We start from the raw sequence: 520 nt of genomic DNA on the forward strand, positions 1-520 counted from the left end.
TCCAGCCCAACTCGCGCTCAATCTTGCCGGCGTCTATGGCATAACGAAGATCGTGCCCCGGCCGATCAGCCACAAAGGTGATCTGATCGCGATAGTGGCCTCCTGCCTGCTTTGGCGCCAGCTCCTGCAACAAGTCGCAGAGCGTTTCTACGACTTCGAGGTTCGTCTTCTCGTTATGCCCGCCGATGTTGTACGTCTCACCAATTTCACCGCGTGTCGCAACCTCCACCAAGGCACGTGCGTGGTCTTCCACATACAACCAGTCCCGTACTTGCTGACCATCCCCATAGACAGGCAACGGCTTGCCAGCCAGTCCGTTGAGAATCATCAAGGGGATCAATTTCTCCGGGAAATGATAAGGGCCGTAGTTGTTGGAGCAATTGGTGATCAGCGTTGGCATGCCAAAGGTACGCTGCCAAGCTCTCACCAAATGATCCGAACTTGCCTTGCTCGCGGAATACGGGGAGCTTGGTGCGTAAGGAGTCTCTTCAGTGAATAATCCGTCAGGGCCTTCCAAATC

General features: G+C 55.0%; 1 protein-coding gene. It reads right to left on the bottom strand.

Annotated elements, in window-relative coordinates:
- Positions 1 to 520, bottom strand: a 520-nt coding sequence (locus OP495_RS18730; RefSeq protein ID WP_280571298.1) for a GDP-mannose 4,6-dehydratase, incomplete at both ends; no start/stop codon positions are given.

It is taken from the genome of Chromohalobacter sp. 296-RDG, from assembly GCF_029889885.1.
Lineage (GTDB): Bacteria > Pseudomonadota > Gammaproteobacteria > Pseudomonadales > Halomonadaceae > Chromohalobacter.